15 protein-coding genes are annotated in these 18,648 nt (G+C 72.8%); 10 read left to right on the plus strand and 5 right to left on the minus strand.

Going from position 1 to position 18,648, the window contains the following annotated elements:
- Nucleotides 1-90: 90 nt before the first annotated feature.
- A complete protein-coding gene (locus K7G60_RS11320) occupies nt 91-2,055 on the plus strand; it encodes a TerD family protein (protein ID WP_225800762.1) in 1,965 nt (654 codons plus the stop codon).
- Between the two features lie 229 nt (nt 2,056-2,284).
- On the plus strand, nt 2,285-3,292 hold the full coding sequence (locus K7G60_RS11325; RefSeq protein WP_225800708.1) for a TerC/Alx family metal homeostasis membrane protein: 1,008 nt from the start codon (nt 2,285-2,287) through the stop codon (nt 3,290-3,292).
- 76 nt (nt 3,293-3,368) lie between these two features.
- Here K7G60_RS11325 and K7G60_RS11330 read toward each other — a convergent pair whose 3' ends face one another.
- From K7G60_RS11330 to K7G60_RS11340, 3 genes are all read right to left on the minus strand, one after another.
- Nucleotides 3,369-4,655 (minus strand): MFS transporter, encoded by a 1,287-nt coding sequence (locus K7G60_RS11330; RefSeq protein ID WP_225800763.1) that lies wholly within the window; start codon nt 4,653-4,655, stop codon nt 3,369-3,371.
- 119 nt (nt 4,656-4,774) lie between these two features.
- On the minus strand, nt 4,775-5,431 hold the full coding sequence (locus K7G60_RS11335; RefSeq protein WP_225800709.1) for an MBL fold metallo-hydrolase: 657 nt from the start codon (nt 5,429-5,431) through the stop codon (nt 4,775-4,777).
- A gap of 35 nt (nt 5,432-5,466) precedes the next feature.
- Complete coding sequence (locus K7G60_RS11340) at nt 5,467-6,156, minus strand: maleylpyruvate isomerase family mycothiol-dependent enzyme (protein WP_225800710.1); 690 nt, start codon at nt 6,154-6,156, stop codon at nt 5,467-5,469.
- Nucleotides 6,157-6,370: 214 nt separating this feature from the next.
- On the opposite strand from K7G60_RS11340, the gene uvrA reads away from it, so the two are divergent.
- On the plus strand, nt 6,371-9,370 hold the full coding sequence (gene uvrA, locus K7G60_RS11345; RefSeq protein ID WP_225800711.1) for an excinuclease ABC subunit UvrA: 3,000 nt from the start codon (nt 6,371-6,373) through the stop codon (nt 9,368-9,370).
- Between the two features lie 150 nt (nt 9,371-9,520).
- Entirely contained in the window at nt 9,521-9,946 is a 426-nt protein-coding gene (locus K7G60_RS11350; protein ID WP_225800712.1) for a Rieske (2Fe-2S) protein, read from the plus strand.
- Nucleotides 9,947-9,989: 43 nt separating this feature from the next.
- Here K7G60_RS11350 and K7G60_RS11355 read toward each other — a convergent pair whose 3' ends face one another.
- Nucleotides 9,990-10,919, minus strand: a complete 930-nt coding sequence (locus tag K7G60_RS11355) for a hypothetical protein (protein WP_225800713.1) — start codon at nt 10,917-10,919, stop codon at nt 9,990-9,992.
- Between the two features lie 230 nt (nt 10,920-11,149).
- Here K7G60_RS11355 and K7G60_RS11360 point away from each other — a divergent pair, with 230 nt between their 5' ends.
- A complete protein-coding gene (locus K7G60_RS11360) occupies nt 11,150-11,737 on the plus strand; it encodes a papain-like cysteine protease family protein (protein WP_225800714.1) in 588 nt (195 codons plus the stop codon).
- Between the two features lie 5 nt (nt 11,738-11,742).
- Nucleotides 11,743-12,477 carry a hypothetical protein gene (locus K7G60_RS11365; protein WP_263985785.1) on the plus strand — a complete coding sequence of 245 codons (735 nt, stop codon included), beginning with the start codon at nt 11,743-11,745 and terminating at the stop codon, nt 12,475-12,477.
- A gap of 337 nt (nt 12,478-12,814) precedes the next feature.
- Here K7G60_RS11365 and K7G60_RS11370 read toward each other — a convergent pair whose 3' ends face one another.
- Nucleotides 12,815-13,567: an SDR family NAD(P)-dependent oxidoreductase gene (locus K7G60_RS11370; protein ID WP_225800716.1), complete on the minus strand. Its 753-nt coding sequence runs from the start codon at nt 13,565-13,567 to the stop codon at nt 12,815-12,817.
- 58 nt (nt 13,568-13,625) lie between these two features.
- Here K7G60_RS11370 and uvrC point away from each other — a divergent pair, with 58 nt between their 5' ends.
- From uvrC to whiA, 4 genes are read left to right on the plus strand one after another with little or no spacing between them, the layout of a single operon-like run.
- On the plus strand, nt 13,626-15,614 hold the full coding sequence (gene uvrC, locus K7G60_RS11375; protein WP_225800717.1) for an excinuclease ABC subunit UvrC: 1,989 nt from the start codon (nt 13,626-13,628) through the stop codon (nt 15,612-15,614).
- On the plus strand, nt 15,611-16,573 hold the full coding sequence (gene rapZ / locus K7G60_RS11380) for an RNase adapter RapZ (protein WP_225800718.1): 963 nt from the start codon (nt 15,611-15,613) through the stop codon (nt 16,571-16,573). The genes uvrC and rapZ overlap by 4 nt, the downstream gene beginning before the upstream one ends.
- On the plus strand, nt 16,570-17,604 hold the full coding sequence (gene yvcK, locus K7G60_RS11385) for a uridine diphosphate-N-acetylglucosamine-binding protein YvcK (RefSeq protein WP_225800719.1): 1,035 nt from the start codon (nt 16,570-16,572) through the stop codon (nt 17,602-17,604). Before rapZ ends, yvcK begins: the two co-directional genes overlap by 4 nt.
- Nucleotides 17,595-18,584: a DNA-binding protein WhiA gene (whiA, locus tag K7G60_RS11390; RefSeq protein WP_121830017.1), complete on the plus strand. Its 990-nt coding sequence runs from the start codon at nt 17,595-17,597 to the stop codon at nt 18,582-18,584. Before yvcK ends, whiA begins: the two co-directional genes overlap by 10 nt.
- Nucleotides 18,585-18,648: the final 64 nt, after the last annotated feature.

The following is an 18,648-nucleotide window of genomic DNA, read 5'->3' on the forward strand; positions in this document are numbered from 1 at the left end:
GGCCCGGCACACCCACAGCTCCCGGAGGCGCGAGGCCACCGGGAGCTGTCCGCATGATCCGCACCTGGAAACACCGAGGGGACAGAGATGATGACGGCCGAGCTGGTCCGGGGGCAGAACCACCCCCTGCCCGAGACCCGACTGGAGATCCGGGTGTCGGCCGGTCATCCCGTCCTCGCCGGAGCCACGCTCGGCGACGAGCAGGGCCGGGTCGCGGGCGCGGAGTGGATCGCCCACCCCGGCGCGCCCTCCCTGCCCGGCGTCGACGTGCCCGGAGGGGCCGCCGCCGACCATCGTCTCGCCGTCGATCTGGACGCCGTCCCCGGCGCCGTCCACCGCGTCTCGGTCCTCCTCGCGCTGACCGGCGGAGCCGTCCGCTTCGGGGCCCTCGCGGCCCCGTTCGTCGCCGTCACCGGCCCCGACGGCACCGAGATCGCCAGCTACACCATCACCGGTCTCGGCACGGAGTCCGCCGTCGTCGCCCTGGAGCTGTACCGCCGCCAGGGCGCCTGGAAGGTCCGCGCCATGGGCCAGGGGTACGAGGGCGGGCTCGCCGCCCTGCTCGGCGACCAGGGCCTGGAGCGCCCCGCGGAGTTCGCCGCCACGATCCTGGCCGCGGTGTCCCCGGACTCCGCCCCCGTCTCCTCCGGCGCCCCCTCGTCCGCCGCTCCGTCGCGCGTCCCCGGGCCGGAGCGGGTACGCCACACGGCGCCGCCCACCACTCCGGACCCGGCACCGGTGACTCCGGCGACCGCTCCGGACCCGGCACCGGTGACCCCGGCGACCGCTCCGGACCCGACGGGGCCGTCCTCCGCCCCGGTGACGGGCACCGGGGCCGGCGGCCCCATCGACTACTCCCACCCCCGGCGCCGGACGGCCCCGGCCGCCGGGCCCGCCCCCGCTCCCGAGCCCCGGCAGGCCCCGCCAGCGCCGGTCGCCGGGGACGCCTCGGGCTGGTCCATGGACGAGCGGCTCTACAACCAGGTGTGGGGCATGTTCGAGGACCTGGCCCGTACCGCCGCCGCCTACCGCAGTGCCTGCGACTTCGCGGAGTCCCGGCTCGACCGGGAGCTCGACGAGACGCTCACCGACTACCGCGCCCGGGCCGGAGGCGCGAACGACGCCGCGCGGGCCGCCGCCCGTGCCCGGCACGACGGGCTCGTGGCGCGCGCCCGTGAGGTCCTGGACCGGGACCTCGCCCAGCTCGCCGCCGAGTCCGAGGTCGTCGAGCCGGCGCTGCCCGCCGCCTACGCGCGCTGGGACAACCCCGTCTGGCACGCCTACCGCGTCCCGGCCGAGGAGCCGATGGCCGTCCGCCTCGGCGACCTCCACCTCCCCGAGAGCCCCGACCTGCGGATCCCCATGCTCGTCCGGCTGCCGCTGGAGCGCGGCCTGTGGGTGGACTCCGGGCGCGGCCACTCCGAGGCGGCCGGGCTCCTCGACGAGGCCGAGCTGCGACGGCTCGCCCTGGACTGCGCGGTGGCGCACGCGGCGCGGCTCCTCGCGGCGCATCCGACCGGCGGGTTCACCGTCCATCTGATCGACCCGGCGGGCGCGGGCGCCGCGGCCCTCGCGCCCCTCGTGGAGACGGGGGCGGCCGCCCCGCCGGCCCGGGGCGCGGCCGGGGTCTCGGCGGTCCTGGAGCAGCTCACGGAGCGGGTCGACCTGCTCCAGATGGCGCTGCGGGGCGGGGCGGCCGACGCGCTGCCGCCCGGTCTGGACACGGCCCGGCAGCTGCTGATCGTGCACGACTTCCCGCACGGCTTCGACGACCGGGCGGTCACGCGGCTGCGGTACCTCGCCGACGAGGGCCCCTCGGTGGGCGTCCATCTCCTGATGGTCGCGGCCCGGGAGGACGCGGCCGCGTACGGGCCGCTGCTCGATCCGCTGTGGCGCTCGCTGCTGCGCCTCACCCCCGTGCCCGACGACCACCTGGCCGACCCGTGGGTCGGGCACGCCTGGTCGTACGAGCCGCCGCTCCTTCCGCCGGGCAGTGCGATCCTCCGCCAGGTCCTCGGGCAAGTGGCGGCCGCTCGTCATGGAAAGCAGTTCTGAGCTGGCGTTTTGGTGGGCCTTTACCCTCCCCTTTACCTTCTCTTGGTCTTTCGGGTAATCTTCTTGGTGCGGAGGGGAGTACTCCCTGTACGCGGCGTACCCGTCAGTACGGACGGATCATCATCGATCCGATCCCGGGGCGTCGGCCCGGCGGCCCGTCCGCCACCGGGTGGAAGAGACCTCCGGCAGCGACGACGCTGATCAGTAGCCGTACGACGCCGGAGGCGCAGTGGACGTTTCAATGACCCTGTGGGTGCTGACCATTCTCGGTCTGGTCGCCCTGATCGGTGCCGACTTCTTCATCGGGCGCAAGCCCCATGACGTGTCGGTCAAGGAAGCCGGGACCTGGACGATCGTCTGGATCGTGCTGGCCGCGCTCTTCGGGCTCGGCCTGCTGGTCTTCGGCAACAGCCAGGCCTCCGGCGAGTTCTTCGCGGGCTACATCACCGAGAAGTCGCTCAGCGTCGACAACCTCTTCGTCTTCGTCCTGATCATGGCGAAGTTCTCGGTCCCCACGCACCTCCAGCAGCGGGTGCTGCTCGTGGGCGTGCTGATAGCCCTGGTGCTCCGCGCGATCTTCATCGCCGCCGGCGCCGCGATCATCGCGAGCTTCTCCTGGGTCTTCTACCTCTTCGGCGCGTTCCTGATCTACACCGCCTGGAAGCTCATCCAGGAGGCGCGTGCCGACGAGGAGGAGGACGACTGGGAGGAGAACCGCCTCCTCAAGACCGTCGAGAAGAAGTTCGGCGTCGCCGACCGCTACCACGGCACCAAGCTCTTCATCCGCACCAACGGCAAGCGGGTGCTGACCCCGCTGATGGTCGTCATGCTCGCCATCGGCACCACCGACATCCTCTTCGCCCTCGACTCCATCCCGGCGATCTTCGGCCTGACCCAGGACCCGTACATCGTCTTCACGGCCAACGCCTTCGCCCTCATGGGTCTGCGGCAGCTGTACTTCCTCATCGGCGGCCTGCTCAAGAAGCTGGTCCACCTGAGCTACGGCCTGTCGGTGATCCTCGGCTTCATCGGCGTCAAGCTCGTGCTGCACGCCCTGCACGAGTCCGGGGTGCACGTCCCCGAGATCTCCATCCCGCTCTCGCTCGGCGTCATCGGCGGCGTCCTGGTCATCACGACCGTCACCAGCCTGATCGCCTCCAGGAAGCAGGCCCGGAGCGCCGGGGCCGAGGCCCCGGCCGCCGTCGAGGACACTCCGAAGGACAGCGTCGAGGCCTGACGCCCCTCCCGCACACGGCGACGGCCGACCGGGACCATCCCGGTCGGCCGTCGCCGTCTCCTGCCGCCGGGACGGCTCAGGCCGCGGCCGGCTCGGGCGCCGGGCGCCCGGCGCGGCCCGGGAGGGTCTCCGGGAGCAGCGCGAAACAGCCGAGGCTCACGAGGGCGACCAGCGTGAGGTAGGCCGCGACGCCCCAGGGCGGTCCGGAGCCGCCGTCGGAGAGGGTGGTGGCGACGACGGGCGTCAGCGCGCCGCCCAGGACGCCGGCCAGGTTGTAGCCGACGGCCGCCCCCGTACAGCGGACGCGGGGCTCGTACAGCTCCGGGAGGTACGCGGCGATCACCGCGAACATGGTGATGAAGGCCAGCAGCGAGCCGAGGAACCCGAGGAACATCAGCAGCGGCCGCGCCGTGTGCAGCAGCGCCACCATCGGGAACATCCACAGCGCGGAGGCCGCGCACCCCGCCAGACAGAGCGGACGGCGGCCCCAGCGGTCGCCGAGCAGGGCCACCAGCGGGGTCACCGCGCCCATGACCGCCACCGCCGCCATGACACAGGTCAGCATCACCGTGCTGCTCACCCCGAGCCGCTCGGTGCCGTAGGCCAGCGCCCAGGTGGAGACCGTGTAGAAGACGGCGTACCCGACCGCGAGCGCCCCGGCCGTCAGCAGCACGAGCCGCCAGTGGTCGCGGACGACCTCCGCGAGCGGGGCGCCCGCGCGCCGCCCGGACGCGGACAGCTCCTCGAACTGCGGGGTCTCCGCGAGCGAGGAGCGCAGCAGCAGACCGCCGACCGCGAGCAGCCCCGCCGCCCAGAACGGCACCCGCCAGCCCCAGGCGCGGAACTCCGCGTCGCTCAGCCCGGCGGTGAGCGCCAGCATCACCCCGTTCGCCAGGAGGAAGCCGATCGCCGGGCCGACCTGCGGGAAGCTCGACCACAGCGCGCGCCGGTGCGCGGGGGCGTGCTCGGCGGTGAGCAGGACCGCCCCGCCCCACTCGCCGCCCAGGCCGAGCCCCTGCAGGAAGCGGAGGGTGAGCAGCAGCGCCGGGGCGGCGATGCCGAGCGTCGCGTACGTGGGGACGCAGCCGACCGCGACGGTGGCGCAGCCCGTCAGGAGCAGGGAGACGAAGAGGACCGGCCGGCGCCCGTACCTGTCGCCGACGTGTCCGAAGAGGACCGAGCCGAGGGGACGGGCGAGGAAACCGGCGGCGAAGGTGCCGAAGGCGGCCAGGGTCCCCGCGAGGGGCGAGAAGGTGGGGAAGAAGAGCGGCCCGAGGACGAGGGCGGCGGCGGTCCCGTAGACGAAGAAGTCGAAGAACTCGATGGCGGTGCCGACGAGCGAGGCGGCGGCGAGCCGGCCCATCGAGGGCGGCCGGAAAGGCGACGGAGGGTGACTGTGGCGCATGTCGCGCCAACTACCCCGCCGCCGTCCCGGTTACGGGGGCGTACGGAGGTGCGCAGCTCGGGAGGAGCGCGCCGGGGTCACCAGCCGCGCTCGCGCCACTCCGCGAGGTGCGGGCGCTCGTCACCGAGCGTGGTGTCCCGGCCGTGGCCGGGGTAGATCCAGGACTCGTCCGGGAGGACCGCGAAGAGCTTGGTCTCCACGTCGTGGATCAGGCTCGCGAAGGCCTCCGGGTCCTTCCAGGTGTTGCCCACCCCGCCCGGGAAGAGGCAGTCGCCGGTGAAGACGTGGGGGTGGCCGTGCGGATCGTCGTAGACCAGGGCGATCGAGCCCGGCGTGTGCCCCACGAGGCGGCGCGCGGTCAGCTCGACCCGGCCCACCCGGATCGTGTCGCCGTCCTCGACGGGCACGTCGGTGGGGACCGGGATGCCCTCCACGTCGTACGCGCCCGCGTAGGTCCGGGCGCCGGTCGCGGCGACGACCTCTTCCAGGGCCTGCCAGTGGTCGCCGTGCCGGTGGGTGGTGACGACGGCGGAGATGCCGTCGTCACCGATCAGCGTGAGCAGCGTCGAGGGCTCGTTGGCCGCGTCGATCAGCAGCTGTTCACCGGTCGCCCGGCAGCGCAGCAGATACGCGTTGTTGTCCATCGGGCCGACGGCGACCTTCGAGATCATCAGGTCGGTCAGCTCGTGCACGTCCGCCGCGCCGCCGACCTTCACCACTCCGCTGTACGTCATGGCCTCAGACTAGCTCCGGCGGCCGACAACGGCGGTCACAGCGGGGGGAGCTCCGGCAGGGGGCCGCCCTCGGTCTTCAGGGCGGAGCCGTCGCGGCGGCCGGCGAGCCAGCCGAGGAGCTCGGGGGAGGGGCCGCTCACGGTCACCTCGGTGCCCTCCGCGGAGCCGGTGGTCCACGCGCCCGCGCGGTCCGTGGCCAGGACCCGGGTCGGCGGGACGGAGGCGTTGCCGGTGAACCGTTCCGTCAGGAAGTCGATCTCCCGCAGGACGAACTCCTCCGGCAGGTCCTCCAGCTCGTAGCCGACGCCCAGGTCGACGTGGTGCAGGGCCACCTCCACCCAGCGGCGGAAGGGGATCCGGGAGGCGCTGTCGGTGACCCCGTTGCGGAGCTCGACCGTGCGGCTCCAGTCGGCGGGCTCCGCGCCGACCTCCTGGAAGCGCTCGCCGGTCGCGCGCAGGTCGGCGAGCTGGGCGTCGAGGGGGCGGTCCGCGTCGCGCTCGATGTCGGCGTCGCGGGTCTCGGCGCTGGCGTACATCGGCCGGCCCCGGAGGACGTTCACCAGGGCGTCGGCGTTGCGGGAGACGTGGGCAAGGACGTGGCCGCGGGTCCAGCCGGGAAGCCGTGACGGCTCGGCGACGGCCGCGTTGTCCCAGGAGGCGGCGTCGTTCAGCAGCCGCTCGGTCGCTTCTCGTACGGAAGCGAGGTCGCGCTCGTGGTCGATCATGGCCCGCACCCTAGGGGGTGTCGTGCGGGTCGGGCCAGATCCGGTCCCGCCCGACCGACGGGGCGGCTCGTGCGCCGCCACTCGTTCGGGTGAAGCGGTCTCCGCGGGACCGGAAATCGAATGTGCGTGCTATAGGCTCGACGGAAGCATCCGGCATCCTTGGTTGTTGGGTGTGTCAGGCACATCCGCTCTCTCAAGAAAGGTGCGGACCGGCGTGACCGACCGTCTCATCGTCCGTGGCGCTCGCGAGCACAACCTCAAGAACGTCTCGCTCGACCTCCCGCGTGACTCCCTCATCGTCTTCACCGGGCTCTCGGGGTCGGGCAAGTCCTCCCTCGCGTTCGACACGATCTTCGCCGAGGGGCAGCGCCGGTACGTCGAGTCGCTCTCCTCGTACGCCCGGCAGTTCCTCGGCCAGATGGACAAGCCGGACGTCGACTTCATCGAGGGCCTCTCGCCCGCCGTCTCCATCGACCAGAAGTCGACCTCGCGCAACCCGCGCTCGACGGTCGGCACCATCACGGAGGTCTACGACTACCTCCGTCTGCTCTTCGCCCGCATCGGCAAGCCGCACTGTCCCGAGTGCCGCAGGCCCATCTCCCGCCAGTCGCCGCAGGCCATCGTCGACAAGGTCCTGGAGCTCCCCGAGGGCAGCCGCTTCCAGGTGCTCTCCCCGCTCGTGCGCGAGCGCAAGGGCGAGTTCGTCGACCTCTTCGCCGACCTCCAGACCAAGGGCTACAGCCGCGCCCGCGTCGACGGGAAGACGATCCAGCTCACCGAGCCGCCGACGCTGAAGAAGCAGGAGAAGCACACGATCGAGGTGGTCGTCGACCGCCTCACCGTGAAGGACAGCGCCAAGCGCCGGCTCACCGACTCCGTCGAGACCGCGCTCGGACTCTCCGGCGGCATGGTCGTGCTCGACTTCGTCGACCTCCCCGAGGACGACCCCGAGCGCGAGAAGATGTACTCGGAGCACCTCTACTGCCCGTACGACGACCTCTCCTTCGAGGAGCTGGAGCCGCGCTCCTTCTCCTTCAACTCGCCCTTCGGCGCCTGCCCCGACTGCACCGGCATCGGCACCCGCATGGAGGTCGACCCCGAGCTGGTCGTGCCCGACGAGGAGAAGTCCCTCGACGAGGGGGCCATCCACCCCTGGTCGCACGGCCACACCAAGGAGTACTTCGGCCGGATGATCGACGGGCTCTCGCAGGCCCTCGGCTTCCGCACCGACATCCCGTACGCCGGGCTCCCGCAGCGGGCCAAGAAGGCCCTCATGTACGGCCACAAGACCCAGATCGAGGTCCGCTACCGCAACCGGTACGGGCGCGAGCGCGCCTGGACCACCCCCGCCTTCGAGGGCGCCGTCTCCTTCGTGAAGCGGCGCCACGGCGAGGCCGAGAGCGACTCCAGCCGGGAGCGCTTCGAGGGCTACATGCGCGAGGTGCCCTGCCCGACCTGCGAGGGCAGCCGCCTCAAGCCGATCGTCCTCGCGGTCACGGTCATGGACCGGTCCATCGCCGAGGTCTCCGCGATGTCCATCAGCGACTGCGCCGAGTTCCTCTCCCGGCTCACGCTCAACGCCCGCGACAAGAAGATCGCCGAGCGGGTGCTCAAGGAGGTCAACGAGCGGCTGCGCTTCCTCGTCGACGTCGGCCTCGACTACCTCTCCCTCAACCGGGCGGCGGGCACGCTCTCCGGCGGCGAGGCCCAGCGCATCCGGCTCGCCACCCAGATCGGCTCCGGCCTGGTCGGCGTGCTCTACGTGCTCGACGAGCCGTCCATCGGCCTCCACCAGCGCGACAACCACCGGCTCATCGAGACCCTGGTCCGGCTCCGTGACATGGGCAACACGCTCATCGTCGTCGAGCACGACGAGGACACCATCAAGGTCGCCGACTGGGTCGTCGACATCGGCCCCGGCGCCGGCGAGCACGGCGGCAAGGTCGTCCACTCCGGCTCCCTGAAGGAGCTCCTCGCCAACGAGGAGTCGATGACCGGGCAGTACCTGTCCGGCCGCAGGGCGATCGCCACCCCGGACGTCCGCCGCCCGGTGGACCCCGAGCGCCGGCTCACCGTGCACGGCGCCCGCGAGAACAACCTGCGGGACATCGACGTCTCCTTCCCGCTGGGCGTCCTCACCGCCGTCACCGGCGTCTCCGGCTCCGGCAAGTCGACCCTGGTCAACGACATCCTCTACACCCACCTGGCGCGCGAGCTGAACGGCGCCAAGTCGGTGCCCGGACGGCACACGCGCGTGGAGGGCGACGACCTCGTCGACAAGGTCGTGCACGTCGACCAGTCCCCGATCGGCCGCACCCCGCGGTCGAACCCGGCGACGTACACCGGCGTCTTCGACCACGTCCGCAAGCTCTTCGCCGAGACGATGGAGGCCAAGGTCCGGGGCTACCTGCCCGGCCGCTTCTCCTTCAACGTCAAGGGCGGCCGCTGCGAGAACTGCTCCGGCGACGGCACGATCAAGATCGAGATGAACTTCCTCCCGGACGTCTACGTCCCGTGCGAGGTCTGCCACGGCGACCGGTACAACCGGGAGACCCTGGAGGTCCACTACAAGGGCAAGTCCATCGCCGAAGTCCTGAACATGCCGATCGAGGAGGCCCTCGACTTCTTCGAGGCCGTCCCGACCATCGCGCGCCACCTGCGCACGCTCAACGAGGTCGGCCTCGGGTACGTCCGGCTCGGCCAGTCCGCGCCGACGCTCTCCGGCGGCGAGGCGCAGCGCGTCAAGCTCGCCTCCGAGCTCCAGAAGCGCTCGACGGGCCGCACGGTCTACGTCCTCGACGAGCCGACCACGGGCCTCCACTTCGAGGACATCTCGAAGCTGATCAAGGTCCTGTCCGGTCTGGTCGACAAGGGCAACTCGGTGATCGTCATCGAGCACAACCTCGATGTCATCAAGACCGCGGACTGGGTCGTCGACATGGGACCCGAGGGCGGCAGCGGCGGTGGTCTGGTGATCGCCGAGGGCACGCCGGAGGAGGTCGCCTCGGTCCCCGAGAGCCACACCGGCAAGTTCCTCCGCGAGATCCTCGGCGCCGACCGGATCAGCGACGCCGGCGGGAAGATCCCGGCGGCCCGCGGGGCGAAGAAGACCGCCGCGAAGAAGGCCCCCGCCAAGAAGGTCGCCGCCCAGGGCGCGGTTCCCGCGAAGAAGGCGGCCGCCAAGAAGGCGACGGCCCGGACCCGCAAGGCGTGAGGGCCGGCCAGGCGTGACAGGGAGGCGGGGCCCCGAACAGGGGCCCCGCCTCCCACGTCAGGCCCCGGCGTCGGGCTCCGGAGGGCCGCCGGTATCGTCGGTTCGGTCACCCCTGGGGTGTCTTGTCCCCGATCTCACCGTGGAGCGCTCATGTCCGGCCAGTCCAGCCGCCGCACCGTACTGAAAGGCGCGGCCCTCGCCGGAGCCGCCGGGCTGGGAGTCGCCGCCTGCTCCACGGAGTCCAAGCTCGGCCACGCCCAGACCCCGACCCCGACCGCACCGGTCCCGCTCGGAGCCCCGGACGAGGTGCCCGTCGGCGGCTCCAAGCTCTACCGCGAGCAGCGGCTCGTGGTGAGCTGCCCGGCCAAGGGCCAGTACAAGGCCTTCAGCGCCCAGTGCACCCACGCCGGCTGCGTCCTCGACAAGGTCGAGGAGAACGAGGGCAACTGCCCCTGCCACGGCAGCCGCTTCGACGTCACGACCGGCAAGGCGCTCCGCGGCCCCGCCACCGTCCCGCTCCCCGAGGTCCCGATCCGCGTCGAGAACGGCAGGCTGGTGGCCGGCCCCGAGGCCTGAGCGGTCCGGAACCCGAGGCCTGAGCGGTCCGGAACCCGCGGCCTCAGGCCCAGTCCCAGTCGATCCCCAGGATCCCCGGGCGCACCCCCTGCTCCACGAGGTGCACCGTGCGGTGCCGGCCGCTCAGGGTCAGCTCCGCACGGCCGCCGCGCGGCGCCCCCGCCGATGCCTGCGCGAACCTCCGGCACCGCACCGGAAGCGCCGCCTCGTCGAAGCGGACCTGGAGCACGTACTGCCCGCCCGCGAAGCTGAACCCGCGCACGTACTCCCCGCTCGGACCCGCCGTGCCGTCCTCGAAGCCGTACGAGAACAGATACGTGTCCCCGGCCCGCAGCCGCGCGTCGAAGAGCAGCTCCGCGACCACCACGCCCGTGCCGGCGTGCCACCGCACCCGCCCCGTCCGGCAGTTCTCCACCGCCCGCACGGCCACCCGGGACGGGTCGCAGCCGGCGTCGCCGTGGTGGATGGCGAGGTAGCGGTCCACGCCGTCCCGGTGCGCCCGCACCACGTGCTGCGACTCGCGCCCCACCAGCTCCCGCCCCGCCCCGATCCGCACCCGCTCGTGGTGCCCCACCGTGTGCAGCCCGCCGTCCGCCGGGGACTCCAGGTCCGCCAGCAGCTCCTCGACCGAGCCCGAGGCCTCCACCAGCGAGCGGTACGAGCGGGCCGCCGGGCGCTCCACTCCGGAGCGGGCGGCCGTGTCCTCCGCCAGGAGCCGCAGCAGCGAGTTCCCCGGCAGCCGGAGGACCTCCTCCAGGGCCCGGACGGCCTTCAGGGACTCCGGCCGCTGCGGGCGGCGGGCGCCCTGCTGCCAGTAGCTCAGGCTCGTCACCCCGACCTTGACGCCCCGGTGCGCGAGATGGTGCTGGACCCGCTGGAGCGGCAGCCCGCGCACGGCCAGCGCGGTGCGCAGCGCCAGGTGGAAGGGACCGGTGTGCAGCAGCTGCACCAGATCCGCCTCGGTGTGGCTCACGAGGACTCCTCGGTGAACGTTCACGACGGGGGCACGGACCGACGCGGCGCGAGGGGCGGGCGGGCAGGTGGGCCGGGGGTTTCCGTTCACACCCGGGTCACACCGTTCACGGTCCGATGTCATCCCGCATTGAAGCGTGTTGACCCGGCCCGGACAACGGCAGATGCTCCTGACCAGCGTCCGGACGCGCTCCTCCACCCCCCTCATCCCCAGCTCCTGGGAGGAACGCGATGCGCAGAAGAAAGCTGAACCTCGCGGCACTCGCCGCAGCCGCCCTCTTCCTCGTCCCCACCACCCCGGCCTCCGCCGCCCCCGCCGGCGAGGACGCCCCGGCCCTCGCGTCCAAGCGGCTGAACATCACCATGCAGGCCCAGCAGAAGACCAACTGGTGCTGGGCGGCGAGCGGCAACACGATCGCCACCTGGTACGGCCGGAACTACAGCCAGAACCAGTTCTGCAACGCCGCCTTCGACCGCCGGCAGGGCTACGACTGCCCCAACTGGCAGGCCACCCTCGGCAACGTCCAGACCGGCCTGAGCTGGGCCGGCATCAGCCCCGGTTCGTACGTCGACGGCTGGCTGCGCTACTCCACCCTCCAGACCGAGATCAACGCCGGACGGCCCGTCGAGACCCGGATCCAGTGGTCGAGCGGCGGCGGCCACATGCACGTGGTCTACGGCTACGACGACGCGGACAGCTGGGTCTACTGGGGCGACCCCTGGCCCTCCAGCGACCGCTACAACTGGGCCTCGCACGCCTGGTACGTGAACAACGGCTCGTTCTCCTGGACCCACTCGCTCTACCGGATCGGGGCGTGACGACGATGAACGCACGAGCCACGGCCGCCGGCCTCCTCGCCGCCGCGGCCCTCGTCGGCCTCGGGGCGCTCCCGGCGGCCGCCGAGGGCCTGCCGTCCGCGCCGACCCCCGAGCAGGCCGCCTCCGCGCCGGGGACCCTGGACGCCCTGTCCCGGTTCTTCGCCCGCGACGGAGCCCTCGCCCGCACGGCGGCCGCGCCGCGCGTCGAGGGCGCCTCCGTCCCCGTGCGGTTCCTCTCCCCGGACTTCGTCGCCGGGAAGCCCGGGGCACCGGTCGCCCGCGTCGAGTTCCGCGCCAGCAGGGCCGTGGCCCCGGACGGACAGAAGGCCTCGCTGTGGACGGCACGGCAGCCGGACGGCGGCTGGCAGGTCGTGAACATCGCCACCGGCGACGACGAGGTCCGCTACGCGGAACTGGGCCGCGGCTTCGTCTTCCGCGAGCCGCAGATCGACGCGTGGTACGTCCTGAAGGGCGAGAAGGTGCTGCCGCTCGACGAGGACGCGGTACGGGCCGTGGGCCGGAACGGGACGAGCCTCGCGGGCTACCGGGAGCGGGTCGTACGGGCGTACGGCGACAAGCTGCCGGGGTCGCCGTACGCGCGGAAGGGCGCGGCGGGGGGTTACGACGCGCCCGCGCCCGCGTCCCTGCCGTCGTCGGCGGTCGCGGTGGCGGGGGCGGGGGTGGTCCTCGCGGTGACGGTCGCGGTGACGCTCCGCCGGCGCGCCCCCCGACGCCCCTAGCCGACCGTCCGCTCCACCGCGGACGGTGCCCCCGCCCGCCCCGTTGTGGGCGGTCGTTCCGCCGGGGCAAGGGGGTCCCCCTGCTCGAGCGAAGCCGAGAGCTTGGGGGAGGGTGGGCACAACGGAACGGCGCCCCTTGCCGGGCCCAGGCTCCCGCGCCTGAACGGCCACCACCGGTGCACCGGCGCTCGGGGTGCGGGTCCAGGCGCGGAACGCGGAGGCGCCGCTATGGGAGCCGTCCCGTGTGCCCACCCGTCCCGCCCCAGCGGGACGACTGCCCACACGGGCGGGTGGCGGGGGCACCGCCCCGCCGGGCGCGGGCCCCGTGGGGGCGTTGTCAGTGGGCCAGGTAGCCGCCGTCCACCGGGAGGACCACGCCCGTCACGAACGACGCTTCGTCCGACGCCAGGAAGAGGATCGCGGCCGCCACCTCCTCCGGCGTGCCGAAGCGGCCCATCGGGTGGGCCCGGACGATCTCCGCGAGGTACTCGGGCCCGCCCGGCTCCACGCGCGCGGCGGCGACGCGTTCGGTCTCGATCGTGCCCGGGGCCACCGCGTTCACCCGGATCCCGCGCTCCGCCCACTCCACCGCCAGGTGCTTGGTCAGGCCGGTCGCGACGAACTTCGCCGGGCCGTACACCGCCTGCCTCGCCTGGCCGGCCACGCCCGAGATCGACGAGGTGCACACGATGGCCCCGCCGCCCGAGACGATCATGGCCTCGATCGCGTACTTGCAGGTCAGGAACATGCCCCTGCCGTCGACGGCCATCACCCGGTCGAAGTCCGAGGCCTCCGCCTCGGTGACGGAGAGCAGCGGGATCACGCCCGCGTTCGCCACCAGGACGTCCAGCCGTCCGAAGCGCTCCACCGCCGTGCCGATCATCCGTCGGGCGTCCTCCTCCCGGGAGACGTCGCCGACCACCGGGATCACGCCGGCGAGGGTCGCCAGCCGCTCCTCGTCGACGTCGGCGGCGACCACGTGCGCACCCTCGCGGAGGAAGCGCTCCGCCGTCGCCCGCCCGATTCCGCTCGCCGCGCCCGTGATCACGCACACCCGGTCCGCCAGCCGTCCTGAAGTGTCCTGAGCCATGTCCGGGCAACGAGCGCGCCCGCTCTGAGTGTCGGTCCCCGCCAGTAGGGTGGTGGGCATGGCAGACCCCTCCAGCTACCGCCCCAAGCCGGGTCAGATCCCCGACTCCCCGGGGGTCTACAAGTTCCGCGACGAGCACCGCCGGGTGATCTACGTGGGGAAGGCGAAGTCCCTGCGCCAGCGGCTGGCGAACTACTTCCAGCCGCTGACGAGCCTGCACCCGCGCACGGCCACCATGGTGACGACCGCGGCCTCCGTGGAGTGGACGGTGGTGTCCACCGAGGTCGAGGCGCTGCAGCTGGAGTACTCCTGGATCAAGGAGTTCGACCCCCGGTTCAACGTGAAGTACCGGGACGACAAGAGCTACCCGTACCTCGCGGTCACCATGAACGAGGAGTTCCCGCGCGTGCAGGTCATGCGCGGGCACAAGAAGAAGGGCGTGCGCTACTTCGGGCCGTACGCGCACGCGTGGGCGATCCGCGAGACCGTCGACCTGATGCTGCGGGTGTTCCCCGTGCGGACGTGCTCGGCGGGTGTCTTCCGCAACGCCGCCTCCGCCGGACGGCCCTGCCTGCTCGGCTACATCGGCAAGTGCTCGGCGCCCTGCGTCGGCCGGGTCACGCCCGAGGAGCACCGCGAACTGGCCGAGGACTTCTGCGACTTCATGGCCGGCCGCACCGGCACGCACATCCGCCGGCTCGAGAAGCAGATGACGATCGCGGCCGAGGACATGGAGTACGAGAAGGCCGCCCGGCTCCGCGACGACATAGAGGCCCTGCGCAAGGCCATGGAGAAGAACGCGGTCGTCCTCGCCGACGCGACCGACGCCGACCTGATCGCCCTCGCCGAGGACGAGCTGGAGGCCGCCGTCCAGATCTTCCACGTGCGCGGCGGCCGCGTCCGGGGCCAGCGCGGCTGGGTCACGGACAAGGTCGAGGCCGTCGACACGGCGGGGCTCGTGGAGCACGCCCTCCAGCAGCTGTACGGCGAGGAGAGCGGCGACACGGTCCCCAAGGAGGTCCTGGTCCCGGCGCTGCCCGAGGACACGGAGGCCGTCTCCGCCTGGCTCTCCGGCCGCCGCGGCTCCCTCGTCTCGCTGCGCGTCCCGCAGCGCGGCGACAAGAAGGACCTGATGGAGACGGTCGCGCGCAACGCCCAGCAGGCGCTCGTGCTGCACAAGACCAAGCGGGCCAGCGACCTGACCACCCGCTCCCGGGCCCTGGAGGAGATCGCCGAGGCCCTGGACCTGGACTCGGCGCCGCTGCGGATCGAGTGCTTCGACATCTCGCACCTCCAGGGCGAGGACGTCGTCGCCTCGATGGTCGTCTTCGAGGACGGGCTGCCCCGCAAGGGCGAGTACCGCCGTTTCCAGATCAAGGGCTTCGAGGGCCAGGACGACGTCCGGTCCATGCACGAGGTGATCAGCCGCCGCTTCAAGCGGTACCTGGCCGAGAAGGACCGTACGGGGGAGTGGGGACCGGCGCCCGACGGCGAGGTTCCGGCGGAGCCGACCGAGGACGACGGGCGGCCCAGGCGCTTCGCGTACCCGCCGCAGCTCGTCGTCGTCGACGGCGGGCAGCCGCAGGTCGCCGCGGCCCGTCGCGCCCTCGACGAACTCGGCATCGACGACGTCGCGGTCTGCGGCCTCGCCAAGCGCCTGGAGGAGGTCTGGCTGCCCGGCGACGACGACCCGGTGGTCCTGCCCCGCTCCAGCGAGGGCCTCTATCTGCTCCAGCGGGTGCGTGACACGGCTCACGACTTCGCCATCCGCTACCAGCGGTCCAAGCGGACCAAACGTCTCCGGACCAGCCCGCTCGACGCCGTCCCCGGCCTCGGCGAGTCCCGCAAGCAGGCCCTGATCAAGCATTTCGGCTCGGTGAAGCGGCTGAAGCAGGCGACAATCGAGCAGATCTGTGAGGTCCCCGGCTTCGGCCGGAAGACCGCGGAGGCGGTCGCCGTGGCCCTGGCCCAGGCGGCCCCCGCCGCACCCGCCGTGAACACGGCCACAGGAGAGATCATGGAAGACGACGGGGGCACCACCGCATGACCGAGCGCCACGCGCACGACGAGCACGACCGAGAAGACGGAGCAGGACACGTGAGTACGGGCACGAAGGAGACCCCCGGCGACAACGGCGCCGAGGCGGCCATTCCCGAGCTGGTGATCATCTCCGGCATGTCCGGAGCCGGCCGGTCCACCGCGGCGAAGTGTCTGGAGGACCTCGGCTGGTTCGTCGTGGACAACCTGCCGCCCGCGCTGATCCCCACCATGGTGGAGCTCGGCGCCCGCTCCCAGGGCAACGTCGCCCGGATCGCCGTCGTCGTGGACGTCCGCGGCCGGCAGTTCTTCGACAACCTCAGGGAGTCCCTCGCCGACCTGGACGCCAAGCAGGTCACCCGCCGGATCGTCTTCCTGGAGTCCTCCGACGAGGCCCTGGTCCGGCGCTTCGAGTCGGTCCGCAGGCCGCACCCGCTCCAGGGCGACGGCCGCATCACCGACGGCATCGCCGCCGAGCGCGACCTGCTGCGCGAGCTGCGCGGCGACGCCGACCTGGTGATCGACACCTCCAGCCTCAACGTCCACGAGCTGCGCGCCAAGATGGACGCCCAGTTCGCCGGCGACGAGGAGCCCGAGCTCCGGGCCACCGTGATGTCCTTCGGCTTCAAGTACGGCCTGCCGGTCGACGCCGACCTCGTCGTCGACATGCGCTTCCTGCCGAACCCGCACTGGGTCCCCGAGCTGCGCCCCTTCACCGGCCTCAACGAGGAGGTGTCGAACTACGTCTACAACCAGCCGGGTGCCAAGGAGTTCCTCGACCGCTACACGGAGCTGCTCCAGCTGATCGCCGCGGGCTACCGCCGCGAGGGCAAGCGGTACGTGACCATCGCCGTGGGCTGCACGGGCGGCAAGCACCGCTCCGTGGCCACCGCCGAGCGCCTCGCCGCCCGCCTCGCCTCCGAAGGGGTCGAGACCGTCGTCGTCCACCGGGACATGGGGCGCGAGTGAAGCCGTACCGTCGGCGTGCCTCCACCCTCGCGGTGCGGCGTACGCTCCGCAGGCGCGGCGCCCAGCCCAAGGTGGTCGCGCTCGGTGGCGGCATGGGGCTTTCGGCGTCCCTCGCCGCGCTCCGCCGGATCACCGGCGACCTCACCGCCGTCGTCACCGTCGCCGACGACGGGGGCTCCAGCGGCCGGCTCCGGGAGGAGCTCGGCGTGCTGCCCCCGGGCGACCTGCGCAAGGCGCTCGCCGCCCTCTGCGGCGACGACGACTGGGGCCAGACCTGGGCCCGGGTGATCCAGCACCGCTTCCAGTCCAAGGGCGAGATGGGCGGCCACGCCGTCGGCAATCTGCTGATCGTCGCCCTCTGGGAACAGCTCGGCGATCCCGTGCAGGCCCTCGACCTGGTCGGCCGGCTGCTCGGCGCCCAGGGCCGGGTGCTGCCCATGTCCGCCGTGCCCCTGGAGCTCCAGGCCCTGGTCAGGGGCCACGACCCGGAGCGGCCGGACGACGTGGACACCGTCCGCGGCCAGGCGACCGTGGCGCTCACCCCCGGCGAGGTGCAGTCCGTGCACCTCGTGCCGAACGACCCGCCGGCCGTGCCCGAGGCGGTCGCGGCGGTCCTGGACGCGGACTGGGTGGTGCTCGGTCCCGGCTCCTGGTTCTCCTCGGTGATCCCCCACCTCCTGGTCCCCGAGCTCCTCGACGCCCTGGTCGAGACGAAGGCCCGGAAGGTGCTCTCGCTGAACCTCGCACCGCAGCCCGGAGAAACCGAGGGCTTCTCCCCGCAGCGTCATTTGGAGGTTTTGGGACGACACGCCCCTAAACTCGCCCTGGACGTGGTGCTGGCCGACGAGGCCGCCGTGCCCGACGTGTCAGCGAGGGAGCCCCTCGTCGATGCCGCCAAGCGGCTCGGCGCCGCGGTCGAGCTGGCGCCGGTGGCCGGGCCCGACGGCTCCGCGAAGCATGACCCGGAGCTGTTGGCCGCCGCGTACGACCGTATTTTTCGGATGCATGGAAGGATCGGCCCATGGCGATGACCGCAGCGGTGAAGGACGAGATCTCCCGGCTCCCCGTCACCCGGACCTGCTGCAGGAAGGCAGAGGTCTCGTCGATCCTGCGGTTCGCGGGCGGGCTGCACCTGGTGAGCGGCCGCATCGTGATCGAGGCGGAGCTCGACACCGCGATGGCGGCCCGCCGCCTCAAGCGGGACGTCCTGGAGATCTTCGGGCACAGCTCGGAGCTGATCGTGATGGCCCCCGGCGGGCTGCGGCGCGGCTCGCGCTTCGTGGTGCGGGTGGTGGCCGGAGGCGACCAGCTGGCTCGGCAGACGGGTCTCGTGGACGGCCGCGGCCGCCCCATCCGGGGCCTTCCCCCGCAGGTGGTCTCCGGGGCCACCTGTGACGCCGAGGCAGCCTGGCGCGGCGCGTTCCTCGCGCACGGCTCGCTGACCGAGCCCGGCCGGTCCTCCTCCCTGGAGGTGACCTGCCCGGGTCCGGAGGCCGCCCTCGCCCTGGTCGGCGCGGCGCGGCGGCTCTCCATCGCGGCGAAGGCCCGCGAGGTGCGGGGCGTGGACCGGGTCGTCGTCCGCGACGGCGACGCGATCGGCGCCCTCCTCACCCGGCTCGGCGCGCACGAGTCGGTGCTGGCCTGGGAGGAGCGGCGGATGCGGCGCGAGGTCCGCGCCACCGCCAACCGCCTGGCCAACTTCGACGACGCCAACCTGCGCCGCTCGGCCCGCGCCGCGGTGGCCGCCGGCGCCCGCGTGCAGCGTGCCCTGGAGATCCTCGGCGAGGAGGTGCCGGAGCACCTCGCCGCCGCCGGCCGGCTCCGCATGGAGCACAAGCAGGCCTCCCTGGAGGAGCTGGGCGCGCTCGCCGACCCGCCGCTGACCAAGGACGCGGTGGCCGGCCGGATCCGCCGGCTGCTCGCGATGGCCGACAAGCGGGCGCAGGACCTGGGCATCCCCGGGACCGAGTCCAACCTGACGGAGGAGCTCGACGACAGCCTCGTCGGCTGACCCGATCCGTCACCGCACGGAACCCGAACTCCGTGCTGCCGGTGCCTTTCTGAGGCACCGGCAG

The sequence above is a fragment of the Streptomyces sp. NK15101 genome (assembly GCF_020400725.1).
GTDB lineage: Bacteria > Actinomycetota > Actinomycetes > Streptomycetales > Streptomycetaceae > Streptomyces.